General features: G+C 70.9%; 14 protein-coding genes. 8 read left to right on the top strand and 6 right to left on the bottom strand.

All coding sequences use genetic code 11. From position 1 onward, the window contains the following. The first annotated feature begins 16 nt into the window (after positions 1-16). From miaB to FSYMDG_RS17775, 3 genes are read left to right on the top strand one after another with little or no spacing between them, the layout of a single operon-like run. On the top strand, positions 17-1,468 hold the full coding sequence (gene miaB / locus FSYMDG_RS17785; protein ID WP_043603947.1) for a tRNA (N6-isopentenyl adenosine(37)-C2)-methylthiotransferase MiaB: 1,452 nt from the start codon (positions 17-19) through the stop codon (positions 1,466-1,468). Beyond that, on the top strand, positions 1,465-2,235 hold the full coding sequence (locus tag FSYMDG_RS17780) for a hypothetical protein (RefSeq protein ID WP_013874768.1): 771 nt from the start codon (positions 1,465-1,467) through the stop codon (positions 2,233-2,235). The genes miaB and FSYMDG_RS17780 overlap by 4 nt, the downstream gene beginning before the upstream one ends. Further along, positions 2,235-3,080, top strand: a complete 846-nt coding sequence (locus tag FSYMDG_RS17775; protein WP_013874767.1) for an alpha/beta fold hydrolase — start codon at positions 2,235-2,237, stop codon at positions 3,078-3,080. Before FSYMDG_RS17780 ends, FSYMDG_RS17775 begins: the two co-directional genes overlap by 1 nt. A gap of 11 nt (positions 3,081-3,091) precedes the next feature. Here FSYMDG_RS17775 and hflX read toward each other — a convergent pair whose 3' ends face one another. The 4 genes from hflX to lexA form a co-directional block, all read right to left on the bottom strand. Beyond that, a complete protein-coding gene (hflX, locus tag FSYMDG_RS17770; protein WP_013874766.1) occupies positions 3,092-4,486 on the bottom strand; it encodes a GTPase HflX in 1,395 nt (464 codons plus the stop codon). A gap of 84 nt (positions 4,487-4,570) precedes the next feature. After that, on the bottom strand, positions 4,571-5,506 hold the full coding sequence (locus FSYMDG_RS17765) for an EAL domain-containing protein (RefSeq protein ID WP_013874765.1): 936 nt from the start codon (positions 5,504-5,506) through the stop codon (positions 4,571-4,573). A gap of 65 nt (positions 5,507-5,571) precedes the next feature. Then, positions 5,572-6,486 (bottom strand): tRNA (adenosine(37)-N6)-dimethylallyltransferase MiaA, encoded by a 915-nt coding sequence (miaA, locus tag FSYMDG_RS17760; RefSeq protein ID WP_013874764.1) that lies wholly within the window; start codon positions 6,484-6,486, stop codon positions 5,572-5,574. A 17-nt stretch (positions 6,487-6,503) separates the two neighbouring features. Further along, positions 6,504-7,253 carry a transcriptional repressor LexA gene (gene lexA / locus FSYMDG_RS17755; RefSeq protein ID WP_013874763.1) on the bottom strand — a complete coding sequence of 250 codons (750 nt, stop codon included), beginning with the start codon at positions 7,251-7,253 and terminating at the stop codon, positions 6,504-6,506. A 364-nt stretch (positions 7,254-7,617) separates the two neighbouring features. On the opposite strand from lexA, the gene FSYMDG_RS17750 reads away from it, so the two are divergent. The 3 genes from FSYMDG_RS17750 to FSYMDG_RS17740 all read left to right on the top strand — a co-directional run bounded on the left by FSYMDG_RS17750 (position 7,618) and on the right by FSYMDG_RS17740 (position 11,504). Beyond that, positions 7,618-7,851, top strand: a complete 234-nt coding sequence (locus tag FSYMDG_RS17750) for a LysM peptidoglycan-binding domain-containing protein (protein ID WP_085948605.1) — start codon at positions 7,618-7,620, stop codon at positions 7,849-7,851. A gap of 192 nt (positions 7,852-8,043) precedes the next feature. Beyond that, a complete protein-coding gene (gene nrdR / locus FSYMDG_RS17745; RefSeq protein WP_013874761.1) occupies positions 8,044-8,505 on the top strand; it encodes a transcriptional regulator NrdR in 462 nt (153 codons plus the stop codon). 68 nt (positions 8,506-8,573) lie between these two features. After that, entirely contained in the window at positions 8,574-11,504 is a 2,931-nt protein-coding gene (locus FSYMDG_RS17740; protein ID WP_013874760.1) for a vitamin B12-dependent ribonucleotide reductase, read from the top strand. A gap of 34 nt (positions 11,505-11,538) precedes the next feature. On the opposite strand, the gene FSYMDG_RS17735 is transcribed toward FSYMDG_RS17740, so the two are convergent. Next, positions 11,539-12,945, bottom strand: coding sequence for an amylo-alpha-1,6-glucosidase (locus FSYMDG_RS17735; protein ID WP_013874759.1), 1,407 nt, complete (start codon positions 12,943-12,945; stop codon positions 11,539-11,541). A 392-nt stretch (positions 12,946-13,337) separates the two neighbouring features. Between FSYMDG_RS17735 and FSYMDG_RS17730 the strand changes: the two genes are divergently transcribed. Beyond that, positions 13,338-14,615 carry an RNA polymerase sigma factor gene (locus FSYMDG_RS17730; RefSeq protein ID WP_013874758.1) on the top strand — a complete coding sequence of 426 codons (1,278 nt, stop codon included), beginning with the start codon at positions 13,338-13,340 and terminating at the stop codon, positions 14,613-14,615. 114 nt (positions 14,616-14,729) lie between these two features. On the opposite strand, the gene FSYMDG_RS17725 is transcribed toward FSYMDG_RS17730, so the two are convergent. After that, entirely contained in the window at positions 14,730-16,760 is a 2,031-nt protein-coding gene (locus FSYMDG_RS17725; protein ID WP_013874757.1) for an acetoacetate--CoA ligase, read from the bottom strand. A 599-nt stretch (positions 16,761-17,359) separates the two neighbouring features. Here FSYMDG_RS17725 and FSYMDG_RS17720 point away from each other — a divergent pair. Next, a complete protein-coding gene (locus tag FSYMDG_RS17720) occupies positions 17,360-20,737 on the top strand; it encodes a SpoIIE family protein phosphatase (protein ID WP_193353075.1) in 3,378 nt (1,125 codons plus the stop codon). The last annotated feature ends 1 nt before the right edge of the window (position 20,738 follow it).

Below are 20,738 nucleotides of genomic sequence, written 5' to 3'. Positions count from 1 at the left end.
GCCGTAGGCTGGCTGCGTGAGTCCCCGCAGTTACCAGGTCCGGACATTCGGATGTCAGATGAACGTCCACGACTCCGAGCGGATCGCCGGCATGCTGGAGGCCGCCGGTTACGTGCCCGCGGCCACGGATGTCACTCCGGACGTGGTGGTGTTCAACACCTGCGCCGTGCGCGAGAACGCCGACAACCGGCTCTACGGCAATCTTGGTCAGATGTACCCGGCGAAGAAGCACCATCCGGGTATGCAGATCGCGGTCGGCGGCTGTCTCGCGCAGAAGGACCGCGCGACGATCACCGAACGGGCGCCCTGGGTGGACGTCGTCTTCGGCACCCACAACCTGCACCGGCTGCCCGTGCTGCTCGAGCGCGCGCGGCACAACGCGGCGGCCGAGGTCGAGATCGTCGAGGCGCTGGAGGTCTTCCCCAGCGCGCTGCCCTCCCGCCGGTCGACGCACCACTCGGCATGGGTGAGCATCAGCGTCGGCTGCGACAACACCTGCACCTTCTGCATCGTGCCGAGCCTGCGGGGCAGGGAGGCAGACCGGCGTCCGGGCGGCGTCCTGGCCGAGGTCGAGGCGCTGGTCGCCGACGGCGTCATCGAGATCACCCTGCTCGGCCAGAACGTGAACTCCTACGGCCGGTCGCTGGGTGATCCCGGGGCGTTCGCGAAACTGCTGCATGCCTGCGGGACGATCGACGGGCTGGAACGGGTCCGGTTCACCTCGCCGCATCCGCGGGACTTCACCGACGACGTGATCGAGGCGATGGCGGCGACCCCGAACGTCTGCCCGCAGCTGCACATGCCGCTGCAGTCGGGGTCGGATGCGGTGCTGCGGCGGATGCGCCGCTCCTACCGCCAGGAGCGTTTCCTGGGAATCCTCGAGCGGGTCCGGGCCGTGATGCCGCACGCCGCCATCACCACCGACATCATCGTGGGCTTTCCGGGCGAGACGGAAGCCGACTTCGCCGACACCCTGCGCGTGGTGCGCGAGGCGCGGTTCGCCGGCGCCTTCACCTTCCAGTACTCCGCGCGGGCGGGCACCCCGGCCGCCGCCATGGACGGCCAGGTCGACCCGGCTGCCGTGCGGGACCGTTACGAACGGCTGGTGGCTGTCCAGGACGAGATCTCCTGGGTGGGCAACCGCGCGCTCGTCGGCCAGCCGGTGGAAGTCCTCGTCGTCGAGGGGGAGGGGCGCAAGGACGCCGCCACCGGGCGGCGTTCCGGCCGCGCCCGGGACGGCCGGCTGGTCCATCTGGGCGCGCCGTCGGCCGCCCTGATCCGTCCCGGCGACGTGGTGCGGACGGCGGTCACGCGGGGCGCGCCCCATCATCTCGTCGCGGACGGCCCGCTGCTGGCTCACCGGCGGACCAGGGCCGGTGACCTGTGGGAGGCCGAGCGGGAGCGGCCGGCCGCCGCGGCCGCTGCCGGCGCGCCCACGCTTCTCGGTATGCCTGCCCTGCGGCGGTGACGCTGACAGCGGCGGTTGTCTGTCCGCATCCACCGTTGCTCGTCCCCGAGCTCGCCGCCGGTGAGCCTGTCGCGGTGCGTGAGCCGGCGATCCAGGCCGTGCGCCGGCTGGTGGCCGGCGGCCCGGACGCGGTCGTCGTCGTCGGTGATGCGCCACGGACCAGGCCGTACGCCGCTGGCGAGTCCGGGAGTCTGGCTGGTTACGGGGTGCCGCTGTTGGTCACGCTGGGATCCGCCACGCCGGAGGCGGCCCCGACTCTGCCGCTGTCACTGACGGTCGGGGCCTGGCTGCTCGGGCAGGTCCTGTGGGAGGGCGCGGTCACCGGCCTCGGCGTGAGCGCGACGACCAGCGCGGCGGACGCCGCCCGGCTCGGCGCCGAGCTCGCCGGCTCGGCGCGGCGGGTCGCCCTGCTGGTGATGGGCGACGGCAGCGCGCGGCGGACGGCCGGCGCGCCCGGCGGGTTCGACAGCCGCGCGGACGGTCACGACGCCGCGGTGGCGGCGGCGCTCGCCACCGGCGACGCGGCCGCGCTGCTGAGCCTGGACCCCGCCCTCTCCCGCGAGCTGATGGCGGCCGGCCGCGCGTCGTGGCAGGTACTCGCCGGCGCGCGGCTTGCCGATGCTACCCTCACCGCTACAGCGCACGACCCGGACATCACCATGAGCGACACGCGCACGTGGTCATGGATGTCTCGTGCTGAGTATGTCGCTGCCCCTTACGGTGTGGGGTACGTGGTCGCCGTGTGGGAGCAGGGGAGTCCTTGGTAATGGTCTCGACGTCGACGGAACTGCCGTCCGGGGTACAGCGCTCGACCTGCGCGAGCCTTGCGGTCCTGCGGGCCGGATCGTCCATCGACCCACCGGTCGTCCTGCTACCCGGCTACACCGGGAGCAAGGAGGACTTTCTGCCGATCATTCCGCGTCTTGCGCGGGCCGGGTTCGACGTGATCGCGGTCGACCAGCACGGCCAGTACGAGTCGCCCGCGGCCAACCCGGAACAGGACTGCACGGTCGACGCCCTTGCCGGGCAGGTCAGTCTGGTGGCCGAAGAGATCGGTCGCCCGGTGCACCTGCTCGGCCATTCCTTCGGGGGGCTGGTCGCGCGGGCCGCGGTCATCGCCCGGCCGTCGTGTGTGGCAAGCCTTGTGCTGCTCAGCTCCGGCCCGGCCGGGATCGTCGGCCCTCGGCGGATCGCGCTGCAGGCGATGCGGGTCCTGTACAGGCGTAGCGGCCGGGACGCGGTGTGGGCCGCCATGCGGGCCGCGGACACCGCCGTGTACCCGCCCGGTGGCCTTGAGTTCCTGGAGCGCCGGTTCTTCGCCAGCAGTGACGTCGGTCTGCGGGTGATGGGGGAGCAGTTGCTGAGCGAACCCGACCGGGTCGGTGAGCTCGCTGACGCCGTCAGTCAGGACGCCGTGCCCGTACTGGTCGCCCACGGGGCCGCCGACGACGCCTGGCCGCCGCGTCTGCAGGCGGAGATGGCGGTGCGTCTGGGCGCCCGCTACGAAGTGATCGCCGGGGCGGCGCACTCGCCGGCGGTCGAGAACCCGAAGGTCACCGCCGCGCTGCTGGTCGAGTTCTGGCGTAACGGCGTGGGCCAGCGGGCCGCGTAGGCCCGCCGGCCTCAGGCCGGTTCGAGGAAGAAGCTGGTGAGCTGGGAGGCGAGTTCGGCCGGTACCCGGGCCCGCAGGACCGTGCCGGTCGCCGTGTGCTCGAGGCCGAGGACCTCCCCGCGGGCGTAGACCCGTGAGACCAGGTCGCCGCGGGTGAACGGCAGCAGCACACACACCTCGACGTCGGGGTGGGGGACACGCTCGGTCAGCTCCTCCACCAGAGCGGTCAGCCCGTCCCCGGTGCGGGCCGAGACAAGGATCGCGTCGGGGACGGTGCGGCGCACCCGGGCGAGCACGTCCGGGTCGGCGGCGTCGATCTTGTTTACGACCAGCAGTTCGGGGACGTCCCCGGCGCCGATGTCGTTGATCACCGTGCGGACCGCGGAGATCTGTGACATCGGGTCGGGATGCGAGCCGTCGACGACGTGCAGCAGCAGGTTGGCGTCGGCGACCTCCTCCAGGGTGGAGCGGAACGCCTCCACGATCTGGTGCGGCAGGTGGCGGACGAAGCCGACGGTGTCGGCGAGGGTGAACGTCCTGCCGTCGGGCAGCGTGGCCCGCCGCACGGCCGGGTCCAGGGTGGCGAACAGGGCGTCCTCGACCAGCACCCCGGCGCCGGTCAGCCGGTTGAGCAGCGAGGACTTGCCGGCGTTGGTGTAACCGGTGATCGCGACCGCGGGGATGCCGCTGCGCTGCCGCGCCGACCGTTTGGTCGTCCGGACCGTCTTCATCCCGGCGAGCTCCCGGCGGAGCCTGGCCATGCGGGCGCGCAGCCGCCGCCGGTCCGTTTCGATCTTTGTTTCACCGGGACCGCGAGTGCCGATGCCACCACCGGCGCGGGACATCGACTCACCCCAGCCACGCAGCCGCGGCAGCATGTACTGCAGCTGCGCGAGCTCGACCTGGGCCTTGCCCTCCCGGGAGGTGGCGTGCTGGGCGAAGATGTCGAGGATCAGCGCGGTCCGGTCGATGACCTTGACCTTGACGACGTCCTCCAGCTGGCGCAGCTGGCCGGGGGTCAGCTCACCGTCGCAGACGACGGTGTCGGCGCCGGTGGCGGTGACGACGTCGCGCAGCTCACGTGCCTTGCCGGAGCCGACGTACGTCGCCGAGTCGGGAGTGTCCCGACGCTGGATGAGCGCGTCCAGGATGACCGAGCCGGCCGTGGCCGCCAGCGCGGCGAGCTCGGCCATGGAGGTCTCCGCCTCGGCGGCCGTGCCCGAGGTCCACACTCCGATGAGAACCACCCGTTCCAGCCGGAGCTGGCGGTATTCGACCTCGGTGACGTCGTCGAGCTCGGTCGCCAGGCCTGGTACCCGGCGCAGCGCCAAACGGTCGGCGAGGTCGAGGCCGAGGCCGAGGCCGAGGTCCTCATCGGAGGCGTCGAAGATGGCGGGAAACGTCATGTCGCTGCCTCCTTTATCGCAGACTCCCACGTCCGCTCCGGGGCCGCGACCGAATTTTCTCGGTCGGATGATGACAGTTCCCGGTCAGATGACGGCGGCCGGGGCCGGTCTCGGGATTGTGCCGGTGGCCGTGGCCGTGGCCGTGGCGCGGTCGGGCGCGGCGCGTCCGGCGCGTCCCGTGCCGCTGGTGGCGCCGGTCGGCCGGGAACGCCCGTGGCGCCGGTTCGGTCGGCCGCGGCCCAGGGCGATCATCCTGGCGTCGTCGGTGGGGACGGGCGGGCAGAACAGGAGGCCGGCTCCCCGGTCACAGTGCATCGCCGCCAGCCGGGACGCCGTGACCACGCTGTCGACGCCCTCGGCGGTCACGACCATCTGCCGCCGGTGGGCCAGCGTGATGATCGAGGCCAGGACCGCCTCGCCCTCCAGGTCCCGCTGCATCGCATGAAGGAAGCAGCCGTCGATCTTCACCATGTCCAGCGGCAGGACATCGAGGGTGGACAGCGACGCGTACCAGGTGCCGAAACCGTCGACGCCGATCGCTGGTCCGAACGAACGCAGCCGGGCCAGCAGCCGGGGCACCCCGACCCGCGCGAGGCCGAGGGTCTGCTCGGTGAACTCCAGCCCGAGCGCTCCCGGTGGCAGCGCACGCCCGTGCATGAGCTGTTCCACCTCGATCGCGAAACCGGGCCGGGTCAGCTGGTCGGCGGTCACGTTGACCCACAGCCGGGGTGGGCGGATCGCGGTTCCCGCGGCCATTTCGTGCCATGTCCGGGCCTCGGCCACGGCGGTGCGTAACACCCAGCGGCCGACCTGGTCGGACAGGCCCGCGGCCGCGGCGGCCGGCATGAACTGCGACGGGTTCATCAGCCCCCGGTCGGGATGGTGCCAGCGCAGGAAGGCCTCCATCCCGGGAACCGACCCGGTGCGCAGGTCGACCTCGGGCTGGTAGTGCAGTTGTAACGACCCGTCGTCGAACGCGGCACACAGGGCCGGGACGAGGTTCAACTCGATCGCGGTCACACATGTCTCCAGACGACGGGTGTCTCCAGACGACGGGAAGAACGGGCCACGGATCCGCCGCACGTTCAGGCCGGGTTGACCATGCCCGCCACCTGCTCGACGTCGGGACGGTCCAGCCAAATTATGCGAGGATCGCGCCGAAACCACGACCTTTGTCTACGTGCCAGTCGGCGCGTCGCGGCAATTGTCGCGAGCCGGGCCGACTCGGCCGAATCGAGCGCGCCGTCGAGCCAGGCGAGAACCTGGGCGTAGCCCAGCGCCCGGGAGGCGGTGGGGCCGTCCCGCAGGCCCATGCTGACGAGGGCGTGGACCTCCTCGATCATGCCGGCGGCCCACATGCCGGCCACCCGGTCGGCGATCCTCGCGTCGAGTTGAGGATGGTCGATGCCGATCTGGACCACGTCGTAGACCGAGCGGTGTTCCGGCAGGGAGGCGGTGAAGCTGCCGGTGAGCTCCACCACCTCCAGCGCGCGCACGATACGGCGGCCGTTGCCGGGCAGGATGGCCGCCGCTGCCGCTGGTGCCCGCGCGGCGAGATCGGCGTGCAGCGCGGCCGGGCCCCGCTCGGACAGCTCCCGCTCCAGCCGCCCCCGCACGGCCGGGTCGGTGCCGGGGAAGGCGAGGTCGTCGAGGACGGCCCGGACGTAGAGTCCGGAGCCGCCCACGAGCACCGGCGTGCGGCCGGCGGCCAGCAGACCGTCGACGACCTGTCGGGCCAGCGCCTGGTAGGACGCCACGTCGGCGGCGCGGGTGACGTCCCAGACATCGAGCAGGTGGTGGGGGACACCGCCGCGTTCCGCCGGCGGCACCTTGGCGGTACCGATGTTCATCCCGCGGTAGAGCTGCATGGAGTCGGCGTTGACGATCTCACCGTTCAGCTCGGTGGCCAGCGCGATCGCCAGGTCGCTCTTGCCGGCCGCCGTCGGCCCCACGACAGCCACGACCCGACCGGTGCGGTGCCGGTCGACACCTGTGCCCATGCTCCCTCCCGGGAGGATCAGACCCGGCGAAGGACCGCGACGATCCGGCCGAGGATCGTCGCGCTGTCACCCGGAATGTCAGCATAGGCCGGATTCTGCGGCTCGAGCCAGACGTGGCCGTCACGACGGCGCAGTGTCTTGACCGTCGCCTCGCCGTCGATCATCGCGGCGACGATCTCGCCGTTGTCCGCGACCGGCTGTTGGCGGACGACCACCCAGTCGCCGTCACAGATCGCGGCGTTGACCATGGAGTCCCCGACGACCCGCAGGGTGAACAAGGTGCCCTCGCCCACGATCTCGCGGGGGAGCGGGAAGACCTCCTCGACCGCCTGCTCGGCGAGGATCGGCCCACCCGCGGCGATGCGGCCGAGGACCGGCACGTAGGCCGCCTGTGCGGGGCCGTCCGTCGACGAACCCGCCGTGAGTGTACCGACGCCGGGGGCCTGGCGTGCCACGGGGCGTACCGGTGCCTGTGCGGAGAGGACCTCCATGGCCCGGGGGCGGTGCGGGTCACGGCGCAGGAAGCCCTTCTCCTCCAGCGTCTTCAGCTGGTGCGCGACGCTGGACGTGCTCGTGAGCCCCACCGCATCGCCGATTTCCCGCACGCTCGGCGGGTAGCCTCGGCGCTCGACAGCGTCGCGGATCACCTCAAGCACCTTGCGTTGGCGGGGGGTCAGTCCCGCGGCGTCCGCCGGCCCGTCCGGCAGGTCGCGCACGGAGCCGCGGGGGGGCCGGCCACGGCGGGTGCGGTTGTCGTCGGTGGTCATCCCTGCCGTACTCCTTCGTTGTCGGTCATGGCAGACTTGCGCTCCCGGCATATCCGACGTTTTGCCGTGAACCGGAGCTGCGGCCACGACCTGGATCTGACCTGGATCTGACCTGAATCTGATCGCTACGACCGTAACCGTCGCGGCCGGATATCTCAAACGTCTGTTCGAGCGTGTCACGACGATTCCGTCGGGGCCGTGCGATACAAACTCGACCAGACGTTCGATCGAACGGATGTTCTTTGATCATGTTGTTGGAAGTGGTACGTGCTGGTGGAAGTTGGGGAGGTGGACGATGCGGGCGTCGGCTGAGCCTCCGTTGCGGCTGACCGGGCGGGGCCGGGTTGTCCTGATTGTCCTGGTTATGCTGGTGTCCTGCCTGGTGCTGTCCGTGGCCCGGGTGACGTCGTCGGCCGCGCCGACCGGGGACGACCGGCCGGCGCGCGTCCACGTGGTCCGGTCCGGGGAGACGCTGTGGGGCATCGCCCGCGGGCTGGCTCCCGACGGTGACACCCGGGTGGCCGTGGCCCGTCTGGCCGGCCTCAATCGGCTGGAGACGACCGATCTCGTCCCCGGCCAGACGCTCCGCCTGCCGTGACAGGTCGGTCATGACGGGCCTGTCGTGACGGGTTCGCTGTGACGGGTTCGCTGTGACGGGTTCGCTGTGACGGATTTGTCAGGAGACTCCACACACTGGCCAGCTTGCCAGGTCGTAGTGTCCGGTCCTAGTGTTGACCACAACATCTTGTAGTTGCATGGCTGTGAGTCGACAAGATCTTGGGGGTTGTGCGTGCGGTGTCCGTTCTGTCGACACCCCGACAGCAAGGTCGTCGACAGTCGGGAGGCTGAGGAGGGTGCCGCGATCCGTCGCCGCCGGTCGTGCCCGTCCTGCGGCCGTCGTTTCACGACGATCGAAGAGGCGTCACTGCGGGTCATCAAGCGCAGCGGTGTCACCGAGCCGTTCAGTCGCGGGAAGGTGATCGCCGGCGTGCGGCGGGCATGCCAGGGGCGACCGGTCCAGGCGGACGCGCTGGCCCGGCTCGCCCAGCTGGTCGAGGACACGTTGCGTGCCTCGGGGGCTGCCGAGGTCGCCTCGGACGAGATCGGCCGAACGATCCTCGGGCCGCTGCGGGAGCTCGACGAGGTCGCCTACCTGCGGTTCGCCTCGGTGTACCTGTCCTTCGAGTCGCTGGAGGACTTCGAGACGGCGATCGCCGATCTGCGCGGGCGGGCCGACCGGTCGCCGTCGTAGCCACGCACCCCGACACGACAGACAGCTGGTGAGAAACACCATCCGACCGACGCCAGACGAGGAGCGCCATGACCGACAACCGTGGCACGAAAGCGAGCAAGGCCGCCACCAGAACCGGCACCAAGGCCGCCCCCAGGGCCACCGGTCTGCAGGTGCGACGCGTCAACACCTCGCCGGGCGTCCATCCCTATGACGAGGTCACCTGGGAGCTGCGGGACGTCGTCATGACCAACTGGCGCGACGGCTCGGTCAACTTCGAGCAGCGCGGGGTGGAGTTCCCCGACTTCTGGTCGGTGAACGCCACGAACATCGTCACGAGCAAGTACTTCCGGGGCGCGCTCGGCAGCTCCGCACGCGAGTGGTCCCTGCGCCAGCTCATCGACCGGGTCGTGCGCGCCTACGGCGCGGCCGGCACGCAGCACGGGTACTTCGCCTCGCCGGCGGACGCCGAGATCTTCGAGCACGAGCTGACCTGGATGCTGCTGCACCAGGTGTTCAGCTTCAACAGCCCGGTGTGGTTCAACGTCGGCACGCCCGCGCCGCAGCAGGTCTCGGCCTGCTTCATCCTCGCGGTGGACGACACGATGGAGTCGATCCTCAACTGGTACCGGGAGGAGGGGTTGATCTTCAAGGGTGGGTCGGGCGCCGGGCTGAACCTGTCGCGCATCCGGTCGTCGAAGGAGCTGCTGTCCTCCGGCGGCACCGCCTCGGGCCCGGTGAGCTTCATGCGCGGGGCCGACGCCTCGGCCGGCACGATCAAGTCGGGCGGCGCAACCCGGCGAGCCGCGAAGATGGTCGTGCTCGACGTCGATCATCCGGACATCGTCGACTTCGTCGAGACCAAGTCCCGCGAGGAAAACAAGATCCGCGCGTTGCGGGACGCCGGCTTCGACATGGACCTCGGCGGCCGTGACATCGTCTCGGTGCAGTACCAGAACGCCAACAACTCCGTGCGGGTGACGGACGAGTTCATGCGGGCCGTCATCGACGACGCCGACTTCGACCTGCGGGCCAGGCTCGACGGGCGCACGATCGAGACCGTCCGGGCCCGGACGCTGTTCCGCTCCATCGCCCAGGCGGCCTGGGACTGCGCGGATCCCGGGATCCAGTACGACGACACGATCAACGACTGGCACACCTGCCCGGAGTCCGGCCGGATCAGCGCCAGCAACCCGTGCAGCGAGTATGTGCACCTGGACAACTCCAGCTGCAACCTGGCGTCGCTGAACCTGATGAAGTTCCTGCGCAAGGACCTCAGCTTCGACGCCGACGCGTTCGTGGCGGCCGTCGAGCTGATCATCACCGCGATGGACATCTCGATCTGCTTCGCGGACTTCCCGACACCGGAGATCACCCGGGTGACCCGGATGTTCCGCCAGCTCGGCATCGGCTACGCCAACCTCGGCGCGCTGCTGATGGCCACCGGTCACGCGTACGACTCCGAGGGCGGCCGGGCCATGGGCGCGGCCATCACGTCGCTGATGACCGCGACGGCCTACCGCCGCTCGGCGGAGATCGCGGCGGCCCTCGGGGCCTACGACGGCTTCGCGCGCAACACCGACGCCCACCGTCGGGTGATCCGCAAGCACGCCGCCGCCACCGACGCCGTCCGCACGGTCGGGGTCGACGACGCCCGCGTGCTCGCCGTCGCCGCCCGCGAGTGGGAGCGTGCCCAGAGCGTCGGGGAGAAGCACGGCTGGCGCAACGCCCAGGTCAGCCTGCTCCCTCCGACCGGCACGATCGGTCTGGCGATGGACTGTGACACCACCGGCATCGAACCCGACCTCGCGTTGGTGAAGATGAAGAAGATGGTCGGCGGCTCCAGCATGCGGATCGTCAATCAGACGGTTCCCGCCGCGCTGCGCGCTCTCGGCTACGCCGAGGAGACCATCGAGGCGATCGTCGAGTACATCGCCGAGCACGGTCACGTCATCGACGCCCCCGGCCTGCGCCGCGAGCACTACGAGGTCTTCGACTGCGCGATCGGGGAGCGGGCCATCACCCCGATGGGGCACATCCGGATGATGGCGGCGGTCCAGCCGTTCCTGTCCGGCGCCATCTCCAAGACCGTCAACATGCCCACGTCGGCCACGGTCGAGGAGGTCGAGCAGATCTACCTGGAAGGGTGGCGGCTCGGCCTGAAGGCACTGGCGATCTACCGGGACAACTGCAAGGTCGGCCAGCCACTGTCGGACCTGCGCGGCGCGAAGCGGTCCGCGAGCGGGGGCGCGGGCGAGCAGACGGCCGCGCAGCCCGCCACCGCGCCGTCCGGTGAGCACCGCCCGGTCCGGCGTCGGCTGCCGAAGATCCGCCAGTCGCAGACCGTCTCCTTCACCGTGGGCGGCGCCGAGGGGTATCTGACCGCCGGGTCGTATCCCGACGACGGGCTCGGCGAGGTCTTCATCAAGATGTCGAAGCAGGGTTCGACCCTCTCCGGCGTGATGGACGCGTTCGCCATCGCGGTCTCGATCGCGCTCCAGCACGGCGTCCCGTTGGAGACCTACGTCCGCAAGTTCATCAACATGCGTTTCGAGCCGGCCGGCATGACCGACGACCCGGACGTGCGGATCGCCCAGTCGGTGATGGACTATCTCTTCCGCCGCCTCGCCCTGGACTACCTCCCCGAACAGACCCGCGCGGAGCTCGGCGTCCTCAGCGCGCAGGAGCGGGCCCGCCAGCTCACCGGCCAGCACGGGGGAGCCGGCCCGGCGGACGCGGTCGAGACAGCCGACCCGGAGGTGGCGGAGGCGGCCGAGGTGGCCGGGCCCGACGCGGCCGGGGCAACGGTTGATGCCGGGGCCGTCCACACCCACCAGGTGGGCCTGCCCACGACGCTGGAGATGCGGGGCGCGATGCCGCGCAGTGTCCCACCGGGTGAGGCGCTGTCGGCCCAGAACGTGGTGGACGCGCCACTGTGCTTTACCTGCGGGGTCACCATGCGTCCCGCGGGCAGTTGCTACGTGTGCGAACAGTGCGGTTCCACCAGCGGCTGCAGCTGATCGCTCGGGCCGGTTGACCCGGCGCGGCGGCCGGTCAGCCGCCGCGCCGGGTCAGGTGCTCTCCGTCGTTCGCGCCCGTGCGGGCGGACGGCAGGTGGTGAGCGGGTTTCCGGCCGTCGAGCAGGTCCAGGAGCAGGGCCGCTGTCCACGAGAAGTGGTTGCTGCCCACCCCGGTGCCGTCGAACGGCGAGTAGTACTCGTACAGGCCCTCGGATCCCGCGATCATCGAGATCGTGCCGGCGCGCAGCCGTTCGGCGAGGTCGCCGCGGCCGGCACGGTCGAGCCCGTCGGCGAGCAGCCAGTTCATGTTCACCCAGACCGGGCCCTGCCAGTAGCAGCGGGGCTGGAAGTCGGGATCGTCGGTGGGGGTGCTGGCGATGCCGTGGGCCGGCCAGAACCGCCGCGCGGTCATCCGGCTGACAAGGTCCTCGACGTTGTCAGGGGGCACGACACCGGCGTACAGGGCGAGGAAGCCGGCGATCGTGGGTCTGCTGATCAGCCGGCCGGAACGCGCGTCCCGGCTCCAGCACATGCCGTCGGCGAACAGGGTGGGCAACGCCGCCCTGGTCCGGCGGGCCGAGCGCAGCAGCTGGTCGGGCAGCTGTTCGCCGATGTCGGCGGCGATGTCGCGCAGGTGGTCGTTCGCGCGGGCGAGAATCGCGTTGAAGGCGACGTCCTGTATCAGCGGGACGCGGGAGGCGCGGATCCGACTGAAGTCGTAACGGGCGTCGCGTAGCTCCCCGACCAGGTGGTAGAGGGTGAACAGGTCGGTGGCGGACAGCCGCTGGTCGGACGGGACCTCCTTGTTGTCCCGCCGCAGGGCGTCGAGCGCGCCGTCCCCGTTGAGCCGGCGGATGAGCTTCAGGGGGATGGGGGCCGCCCTGCGGGTGAGCTCCATCCAGGTGGGGGTGTTGTCCATCCCCGACTCCCACGAGTGGACCAGGGTGACCAGCCCGGTGTCGTCGGGGTCACGTTCGCGGTACAGCCAGCAGTGGTAGCGCAGCAGACCCGGGTAGATCGCCCGGTAGAACTCGTGGCGCCGGGCCGGGTCGAACACCTCGCCGACGCGGACGACGGCCTCAGCGATCATCGGCGGCTGGGTGACGCCGGTCGTCTGCACATGCTCCGGGCCGCCGTCGACGAGATCGGAGCGCCACCGGTCGGGCCCGGCGTGGTAGCTGCCGGAGCCGGAGAAGATGACGTGCGGAATCATCCCGTTGGGCCACTGGCCGTGCAGCAGCGAGAGGATTTCCCGGCTGGCCCGTTCGGGGTCGATGTGCCGTAGCCCGATGGCGATGAAGCAACTGTCCCACAACCACTGGTGCGGGTAGAGCGTCGGAGACGGTCGGGTAGCCCCACCCAGATCGTTGTCCCGCAGTACCTCGATCGCGGACGTTCGGAGTTCGGTGAGCACCTCGGACGGCAGAGCCGACGATGACATCGTGTGAGGGTACCGGGGCCGGTGGCTGGCAGCGCTGGAAGCTCGTGACACTCTCGTGATCTCACGTACTCTCAGTGACGATTGTTACGGTCCGTCCGCATTATTGTGGCTGTGTTGGTGAAAAGTTGGGACTAGTGTCGTTCTCGACGGCGCGGACGTGGAGAACTGAAGAGATAATTAGTTATTCGTGACACACCGGCTGATCCGCGGAGTAGTCTTCGCGACAGCGGGTGCGGCGTCCCGAGGGTGAGGGTCTACACTGCTTCGTAGACCCGGCGATCGCTTACGTCCGGTTGTGTCTGAACGCGGAATGGGAGAGACGCCCCCAGGCGTTGCCCATACGTGCAAGCACCAAGACCCGCCACCCGCACCGACCTTCGGATCTGCTACTGATGACGCTGCCTGCCCTCGAACTTCATGAGCGCTCCGATGAGCCGCGTACGCGTGCCGTGAGCACGCGACGGACTCGTCGGTCATCCACTCCTGCCCGCACGGCGCCCAGCCGCAGCTTGGCCGCCGTGCCCGATGATACCGACGAACTCGACGTGACTCAGGTCGCCGAGCTCGTCGCGCGTGGACGTGAGTCCGGCGAACTCAGCCGTGCCGAGCTCCGTGAGGCACTGGAGACCGCCGATCTCGGTCTTGAACTGCTGCCTGTCCTGGTCGCCCGGCTGACCACACTCGGGGTCGAGGTTCTCGAGGAGGAAGAAGAGGAGGCGCCGGGCGGGGCTGCGGCCACACGCGCGACGTCCGAGCACGCCGGAACCGCCGACCTTGTCCGTATGTACCTGCGTGAGATCGGCAAGGTGCCGCTGCTCAACGCCGCGCAGGAGGTCGAGCTGTCGAAGCGGGTCGAGGCCGGGCTGTTCGCCGAGTACAAGCTGGACACCGATACCGACCTGGCTCCGGAGCTGCGTCGCGACCTGCAGACCCTGGTCCGGGACGGGCACGCCGCCAAGCAGCAGCTGGTCTCGGCGAACCTGCGCCTGGTCGTCTCGGTCGCCAAGAAGTACAGCGGCCGGGGCATGACCCTGCTCGACCTGGTCCAGGAGGGCAACCTCGGCCTGATTCGCGCGGTCGAGAAGTTCGACTACGCCAAGGGCTACAAGTTCTCGACCTATGCCACCTGGTGGATCAGGCAGGCCATCGGCCGGGCCCTGGCCGACCAGGCCAGGACCATCCGGATTCCGGTGCACGTGGTCGAGCAGATCAACAAAATCACTCGGCTGCAGCGGCAGCTCGTCTCCACGCTCGGCCGGGAGCCGACCGACGAGGAGCTGGCGCTCGAGCTCGACATGCCGATCGAGCAGGTCGTCGAACTGCGGCGGTACGCGCAGGACACGGTCAGCCTGGAGACCGCCGTCGGCGACGACGGCGACTCCGTCCTCGGTGACTTCATCGAGGACGCCGACGCCACCTCGCCCGCGGACGCCGCCTCCTACGGCGCCATGCAGGACGAGATCGAAGGCGTGTTGAACTCGCTCACCCCGCGTGAGCGTGAGGTGATGCGGCTGCGGTTCGGCCTCGCCGACGGCAAGCAGCACACCCTCGCCGAGGTGGGCAACCGCCTGGGGCTGACCCGGGAGCGGATCCGCCAGATCGAGCGGGACACCTTGCGTGAGCTGCGCAAGCCGGCGGTCGCGGGCAGGCTGCGGGAGTTCCTCGACTAGTTTCCCCGCGGCTGGTTTCCCCGCGTACGACACACGATCCCCTGTCCGGGTGGTTGACCGGGCAGGGGATCGTGTGTCGTACGGCCTGTTCGTACGAGACCGGTATAGCGTGGGTCAGCGGGTCGCCGGCGGCATGAACGGCAGCAGCGCCTGGGGATTGGCGACGGCGCCGAGGCTGATCGCCTGCTCCAGCGGCTCGCCCAGCAGCAGCCGTCTGACCGGCACCTCCAGTTTCTTGCCGTTCTGGGTGTGGGGAACCTCGACGATCTTCTCGATGCGGTCGGGCACGTGACGAGGGCTGAGCTCACGGCGGATCGTGGCGCGCAGCGTCTCGGTGAGCGCGCCGTCGAACACCACGTCGTCCGCCAGGCATACGTAGAGGACGAGCTCACCACGCCGGTCGGCGGTCGAGGTGTCGATGACAATACTGTCGGTCACGCCAGGGATGTTCTCCACCACCTGGTACAGCTCGGCGGTACCGATCCGGACCCCCGCGCGGTTCAGCGTGGCGTCGGACCGGCCGTGGATGGACACGGCCCCGCGGGAGGTGACGCGCGCCCAGTCCCCGTGTCGCCACACGTCCTCGTAGGTCGAGAAGTAGGCCGCCCGCAGCAGCGAGCCGTCGTCGTCCCCCCACAGGGCGACCGGCATGGACGGCATGGGAGCGGTGATCACCAGCTCGCCGACCTCGTCGACGACATCCTTGCCCTGTTCGTCGAAGGTGGTCACCGCGCAGCCGAGCCCACGCATGGGGATCTCCCCGGCGCGCACCGGCAGCGTCGGCAGGCCGAGCACGAACGCGGTGCACACCTCCGTCCCGCCGCTGATGGAGGACAGCATCAGGTCGCTGCCGACGGACTCGTACACCCAGGCGTACGTCCGCGCGGGCAGCGGCGCGCCGGTGGATCCCACGGTGCGCAGCGCCGAAAGGTCGGCGACCTCACGGGGAACCGTGCCGGAGCGTGCGCACTCGGCCAGGAAACCGGGGCTCGTCCCGAAACAGGTGACTCCGGTGGCCTCGGCCAGGCGCCAGAGAGCACCGGTGTCGGGGAACTTCGGGCTTCCGTCGAAAAGCACCACGGTCGAGCCGGCGAGCAGGCCGGAGACGAGCAGGTTCCACATCATCCAGCCGGTGCTCGTCACCCACAGGAAACGGTCGTCCGGCCCGAGGTCGAGGTGGAGCACCAGCGCCTTGAGATGTTCGAGCAGGATGCCGCCGTGACCGTGCACGATCGGTTTGGGTTTTCCGGTCGAACCGGAGGAGTACAGGATCCACAGCGGCGCGTCGAACGGGAGACGGTGGAAGGTCGGGACGGCGTCGTCGCATCCGGCGAGCAGGTCCTCCCAGGCCAGGATGCCCGGCAGGCCGATGGTGCGGGCCCGTTCAAGGGCGTCCGTGGCCAGGTAGGCGACGACGACGGTGGCGCGCAGGCCGGGCAGCCGCTCGGCCACCTTGGCCAGGACTCCGAGCGTGTCGAACGACCGCCCGCCGTGGGTGTAGCCGTCGACGCCGATGAGCACGGTCGGGCGTACCTGGGCGAAACGGTCCGCAAGGCCGGTGGGCCCGAAGTCGGGGGAGCAGGACGACCAGACCGCTCCGACAGCGGTGGTGGCGAGCATCGCCACCACCGCGTGAATACAGTTCGGCAGCACGGCGCAGACCCGGTCGCCCGGTCCCACCCCCAGCCGGCGCAGGCCCGCGGCGGCGGCCGCGACCTCGCGGCGCAGTTCGTCCCAGGACACCACGGCCGTGGTGGCGTCCTCGCGTACGGCGATCACCGCCGGCGCCGGCCCGTGGCGGGTCAGAGCATTCTCGGCGTAGTTCACCTGGGCGGTCGGGAACCATCGGGCGCCCGGCATCCGCGCGTCGGCGAGCGCGGGCCCGTCCCCGCGTTCGCCCTCGACCGCGCAGAAGTCCCAGATCGAGTCCCAGAAGCCGTCGAGATCGTCCACCGACCACTGCCACAGGGCGGTGGCGTCGGTCAGCCGTCGGCCCCGTTCGGCGGCCAGCCACTCGAGGTAGGCGGTGACCCCGGCGGCGCGGACCCGCTGCGCGGACGGCGTCCACAGCAGTTGTCCCTCGATGCCGGTATCCGCTCCGATGTCCGGGGCAGGTCCGTGTTCGTTGCCGTGTCCAGCAGCCACGGACCCAGACCCTAACGAATTCCTGGCCCGTTCAACGCGGCGTAACCGCGGAGATCGTGGACAGCTGACGGGTGCGGACGCGTACCGGGCACGGGAGGTAGGGCCCGGCGCCGTCCCGGGCGTTCGGCCCCGGGTATTCGTCACAACGGAACGACAAAGAATGTCGACAGTGTGGTCGATGTTCCCTGGGAATCCGTTGGGCCCGATATGGACGGGTCAGGCCGGCTACTGTCAGGGCATGGGCGGGCGCTGCCCGGTCGGGCGATCCAGGGCCGACGGCGGTCGAGAGAAAACGGGCGGGACGCCGTCGGACATGCGCCGTCACACATGCGATGCGTGCCACCTCTGTCAGTCGATGGACAGCGCACGGCCTGCCAGGCCCGGCACGATCGGGCGCATGAGGTGTTTTCCAGGCCCAGGGTGTGTCCCGGGCCGTCGACCGACCAGCGACGTGCCGGCCCATGGTGGGACGTGACGGCGATCCGACACCCGGAGCGAGCAGCGGTCCAGTTCCCGGGACTGGTGAGGAACCGGTGTCCGAAAACATCAGAGGTAAGGCTTTGGGCACAACACTGCCACACCGGCCACAATCGTCTCCCATGACGACGCCGTTCCTCGGGGAGCTTCCCGGACAGCCGCCGAGCGGACCGGCAGGTGACCGGGCCGGCTGGAGCGACGCTCACGGGGCTCGCAGGACGAACGGTGTCGGCCATGCGGGTGCGGAGAAAGCCGGGGGCGCCGGGGTGGCCGGGGACGACGACGAGGACAGGGACGAGGACGGGGGCGAGGACAGGAGCGCCGCCGGGGAGGAGCCCGCCGGGGCTGGTCCGGACGACCCGCCGAGGCCGCCCGCCGCGGTGGAGCCGACCATCACCCTGCTCGAGGCGCTGTTCGCCCAGGCGTCGGCCGGTTTCGCCTTCTACGACACCCAGGGACGCTACCTGCGGGTCAACGACGTCCTGGCCAGGCTGAACGGGCGGGCGCCCAGCGAGCACGTCGGCCGCACCATGCCGGAGCTGCTCGGCGACGTCGGCCACGAGATGGACCGCCTGTTGCGGCGGGTGCTCACCACCGGTGAGCCGGTGGCCAACTTCGAGGTCAGCGCCGCCACCACCGCCGCGGGGCCGCCGCGGATCTGGACGATGAGCTGGTTTCCGGCCACGGACGCCCATGGCGTGCTGCTGGGTGCGGCGCTCGTCGCTACCGATGTCACCAGGATCAGCGACGCCCGCCACCAGCTGGCCCGCGGTGAGGCCCGGTACCGGGCGCTCGCGCAGGCCGGGGACACGGACGTGTTCCATGCCGGTGCCCGCGGCGCCCTGGACGTGGACATGCCGCGCTGGCGGGCCGTCACCGGCCAGAGCTTCCCGGAGATCGCCGGGGCGGGCTGGCTTGGCGGGGTGCACACCGAGGACCGTGACCGGGTCGCCGACGCCTGGCGCAAGGCTGTCGAGCAGCGCACCGTCTTCGACGCCGAGTTCCGTCTCGACGCCGCGGACGGGACGGAGCGGGTGCTCGTCATGCGGATCGTTCCTATTACTGAGGGTGATTATCCGCTTGAGTGGATCGGTGTCAGCCGTGACGTGACCGAGATCCGTGCTGCCGCGGCGGCACGCGACGCGCCGGCGGTCGACGGACCCAACACGGCGGACACAACAACTGGCGTGACCGGCACAACAGCTGGCGCGGCCGAACAGACCGAACAGATTCGCCTGGTCACGGCGGCATTGTCACGTGCTGTAAGCATCGACGAGGTCACCGCCGTGGTGCTCGACGCCGGCCGGCAGGTGCTGGGGGCGAACGGGCGGGGGATCGCACTGGTCGACGAGGTCGACAACTGTCTGCGCTTTCGATCGCTGCTCGGTTATCCCGCGCTCCTCGCCCAGGCATGGTCGGGGATCAGCCTGGAGGCGTCCCACCCGGTCGCGGAGGCGGTCCGCGGCGCCTCGCCGCTGTTCCTCCTCGACCGGGAGGAACTGACCGCGCGGTGGCCCGCGCCCGAGCAGGCCGCGATCCTGGCCGAGGCCGACGAGCACGCCTGGGCGATCCTGCCGCTGGCGACCGTCGACGCGCCGTTCGGCGTCCTGCTGTTCGGCTTCCGGGCCCGGCAGGCGTTCTCCGCGGCCGACCGCGCGTATCTGACCGCGCTCGCCGACCAGTGTGCCCGGGCGCTGGAACGCGCGACGCTGTTCGAGCGCGTCCTGGCCGAGGCCCGTTCCAGCCGCCGGGCGGAGGAGACCGCCCGTACCGCCGCGGCCGCGGCCCGGGAGGCCGGCCGTCGCCTTGAGCTGCTCGCCCGGGCGACCGGGGCGGTCGGCAGCGCGCTGGAGCCCGAGCGGGCCCTGCGGGCGCTCACCGACGTCGTCGTGGGCGAGCTGGCCGACTCGTGCGCGGTCTACCTGGTCGAGTCCGGGCCGGACAGGCCGGACCTACCAGTCAGGACGGACGGGCCGGACGGCCTGGGAGGAGCGCCCGCCGCCGGCCCGGCCGAGGCGCCGGTCCTGCGGCGGGCGGTCGTGTCGGTGCGCCCCGGTCTGACCCAGCTGCCGATGCCCCGGGCCCGGACGGGCCGGTGGCCGCGGGACAGCCCGGTCCATCTCGCCGCGCTCACCGGGCGTGGGCACATCGCTCCGTTGGCCGGCGCGCCCTGGCTGTCGTCCACCGACATGGCGCGCTGGATGCAGCATGTCGGCGCGCACACCCTCGCCGCCGTGCCGTTGATCCTGCGCGGCCAGGTGGCCGGTGTGGTCAGCCTGATGGCCGCCGGCGACCGGCCGCCGTACACCCAGGCCGACGTGGCCTTTCTCGAGGAGCTCGCGGCCCGCGCGGCGGTCGCGGTCGAGCACGCGGAGCTCTACCGGCGCAGCCGGGACACCGCGCTGACCCTGCAGCGCAGCCTGCTCCCACCGACCGTGGTCGAGCCGGAGGGTCTGGAGATCGCCGCCCGCTACGTGCCCGGGGTCGAGGACACCGAGGTCGGCGGGGACTGGTTCGACGTGATCGACCTCGGCGCGGGCCGGGTCGGTCTGGTCATCGGCGACGTCATGGGCCGCGGGGTCCGCGCCGCGGCGATCATGGGCCAGCTACGGACCGCGGTGCGGACCTGCGCACGCCTGGAGCTCTCCCCGTACGAGGTGCTGACCCTGCTCGACGGCGTGGTCAGCGAGATCGACGAAGGCCAGATCGCCACCTGCATCTACGGCGTCATCGAGCCGCACACGGGCCTGCTGACGCTGGCGAACGCGGGGCATCCGCCGCCGCTGGTGGTGGCCCCCGACGGCCTGGTGTCGCGGCTGTACATGGAGGTCGGCACCCCGCTCGGCCTCGGCCGCGGTGACGTCAAGGAGTACACCGTCCGCCTGCAGCGGGGGGCGTTGCTGGTCCTGTTCACCGACGGGCTGGTGGAAAGCCGGGAACGCGACATCGACGCCGGTGTCTCGGACCTGGCCGCCGTGCTCGCCCGGCAGGACGGCTCCCTGGGCAGACGGGCCGACCAGGCCCTGGAGGCCCTTGGCCGGGACGTCGGCCATGACGACGACGTGGCCCTGCTGCTGGTGGGGCTGCCCGACACCGACGCGGGCGGGGCGACCCGCTACGCCGACATCACGATCCCCGACGGGCCGGCCGGCCTCGGTGCGGCCCGGGGACGGGCCTGCGACCTGCTGACGACGTGGTCGGTGGACGCCGACACCGCCGACTCCGTCGTCCTGCTGATGTCGGAACTGGTCACCAACGCGCTGGTGCACGGTCGGTCCCCGCTGTCCGTGCGGCTGCGCCGGACCGGGTCCCGGGTGATCGTGGAGGTGTCCGACCGCGACCCGCGGCTGCCTCGGCGCCGGCACGCCGATTTCGACGACGAGGGCGGCCGCGGCCTCGAACTGGTCTCGCTCATCGCATCCCGCTGGGGGACCAGATCGGTCGGTGACGGCAAGGTCGTGTGGGCGGAGATAGCCGCGCCACCGCTTGAGACGGGCTGAG

This window comes from Candidatus Protofrankia datiscae (genome assembly GCF_000177615.2).
In the GTDB taxonomy this organism is placed as follows: Bacteria; Actinomycetota; Actinomycetes; order Frankiales; family Frankiaceae; genus Protofrankia; species Protofrankia coriariae.
This window is presented reverse-complemented; position numbering and strand designations above follow the sequence as displayed.